The following is a 2,337-nucleotide window of genomic DNA, read 5'->3' on the forward strand; positions in this document are numbered from 1 at the left end:
TGGTGGGCGAGCGCGACGGGGAGGGCGCCGGTGGCGACCGAGTGCTTCGCGGAGACGAGCTTGCCGTAGACGGTGAAGCCGCCCTCGCCGTCGAGGAACTCGCCGGCCTTGAGGTCCTTCTTGGCCGTCGCGACCACGTCGCCGTAGAAGCCCTCGGGGTGGCCGGTCGAGATGCCGCGCAGGGCGGCGTTGGCGATCGACATGTTCAGCTCGAGGCCGACGTAGTGGTATGGGCGGTAGAGCGCCGCGTACTGCTTGGTCGGGTCCGGGTGCCACGGGTACTCGTCGAAGCAGGTCGACACGTAGGGGTTGGTCGCCTTGACGACGACGTAGACGCCCTCCTGGGTGTTGTGCGGGATGAGGGCGCCGTCGCGGGTGACGCTCGACATCACGTCGACGGTGCCCTCGTGGTCGAGCGCTCCGCCGATCGAGCGGGGGCGGCTGATCGTGGCGATCTCCTCGACGTCGCCCGGGGTGAAGGTGAGGCCGGCGTCGGAGGGGACGAGCCCGGCCGCGTTGGCGACAGCGGCCATCTCGATGGCGGCCTTCGTGCCGTCGCGGAACGAGGTGTGCATGTAGGGGTTGAGCTGGCCGGAGTCGGTGAGCTCCTTGCTGAACTCCCAGTTCTCCCAGACGTTGTCGGGGTTCATCTGGTGGTAGTGCTCGAGGTACTTGGCGCCCTTGCCGGCGCAGACGACGTCGAAGCCGCTGGTGCGGGCCCAGTCGACGAGCTCCATGATGAGGGCGGGCTGGTCGCCGTAGGCCATCGAGTAGACGATGCCCGCCTTCTCCGCCCGCTTGGCGAGCGCCGGTCCGGCGAGGGCGTCGGCCTCGACGGTGACCATGATGATGTGCTTGCCGGTCTCGATCGCGCGGAGGGCGTGGTGCACGCCGACGATGGGGTTGCCGGTCGCCTCGACGATGACGTCGATGTCGTGCTCGAAGAGGACGGCCGCGTTGTCGACGATGGTGGTGGTGCGGTTGGCGAGCGCCTCGGGGATGTCGGCGGCCATCGCCTCGGCGGGCCAGTCGACCAGCTCGAAGGCGCCGCGGGCCCGGGCCACGTTCACGTCGGCGATGGCGACCACGTGAACGCCGGGGATGTTGCGCGCCTGCGAGAGGTACATGGTGCCGTAGCGGCCGGCGCCGATCAGCCCGACGCGGATGGGGCGGCCCTCGCGTTCGCGATCGCCGAGGAGTTTGTACAGGTTCACGTTGACCTCTCTGGTCCGGTGGCGCACGGACGCGGAGAGCCGCCGGTGAGGGCGGTGGACGTCGTCGTCGTGCGCAGTCTTCTTCGGAGGAATTCTGCTGACCGGTCGGGGTGGAACCGGTACCAGTTTTGTACCAGCGCCCGTTAGGCTGTGTCAACAGCAGTTCGCATCGCGGCGTTCGACGAGGACCCCGCCGGCCCCCGGGAGGACCCGTGCAGAAAGCTCCGACGATCCGCGACGTCGCCCGCACCGCGGGCGTCTCGGTCTCGGTCGTCTCCCGTGTGCTCAACGACGGCACCGGCCCGGTCGCGGTCGACACGCGGCGCCGCGTGGTCGAGGCGATCGACGAGCTCGGCTTCCGCCCCCGCGCCGCCGCCCGCGAGCTCAGCCAGGGGCAGGCCCTCGCGATCGGCCTGGTCCTGCCCGACCTCACCAACCCGTTCTTCGCCCGCCTCGCCGACAAGGTGGTCTGGGAGGCGCGCGCCCGCGGGGCCCAGGTGCTCCTGGTCACCACGCAGGAGGACTCCCACGTCGAGGGCGAGTCGCTCACGAGCCTGCTCGACCGCTCCGTCGGAGGCGTGATCGCCACCCCCTCCGGCGACAACCTCGAGAAGTGGTCGCGCCTGCGCCGCGCCGGGGTCGACGTGGTCTTCGTCGACCGCACCACGCCCGGGCTCGACGACGTCGATGTCGTCAGCATCGGCAACTCCGCCTCCGCCGCCCGGGCCACCGACCACCTGATCGCGCTCGGCCACACCCGGATCGCGATCCTCTCCGGACCCGCGCACACCTCCACCGGCCAGGCCCGCGTCGCCGGGTACCGCGCCTCCCTCACCGCGGCCGGCCTGCCGCTGGACTCCACGCTCGTACGCGACGTGCCCTTCCGCGGCGACGTCGGCGGCGAGGCGGTCGCCGCCCTCCTCGCGCTGCCGGAGCCGCCGACCGCCCTCGTCGTCGCCAACACCGCGCAGGTGCGCAGCGCCGTGCACCGGCTCTTCCAGCTCGGGATCCGGATCCCGGAGGCCCTCTCGGTCGTCGTGTTCGACGACAACCCGTGGAGCGAGCTGGTCACCCCGCCGCTCAGCGTCGTCCGCCAGCCGATCGACATGCTCGCCCGTCACAG

At 71.2% G+C, this 2,337-nt stretch carries 2 protein-coding genes; one reads left to right on the forward strand and one right to left on the reverse strand.

Features of this window, described 5'->3' with window-relative positions:
* Positions 1–1,214 (reverse strand): NAD(P)H-dependent oxidoreductase (locus C5B92_RS16750; protein WP_104350619.1); only part of this gene is annotated, 1,214 nt, incomplete at its 3' end.
* Between the two features lie 212 nt (positions 1,215–1,426).
* Between C5B92_RS16750 and C5B92_RS16755 the strand changes: the two genes are divergently transcribed.
* On the forward strand, positions 1,427–2,337 hold a 911-nt coding region (locus C5B92_RS16755; protein ID WP_104350618.1), incomplete at its 3' end, for a substrate-binding domain-containing protein.

This window comes from Rathayibacter sp. AY1A4 (genome assembly GCF_002930955.1).
Lineage (GTDB): Bacteria > Actinomycetota > Actinomycetes > Actinomycetales > Microbacteriaceae > Rathayibacter.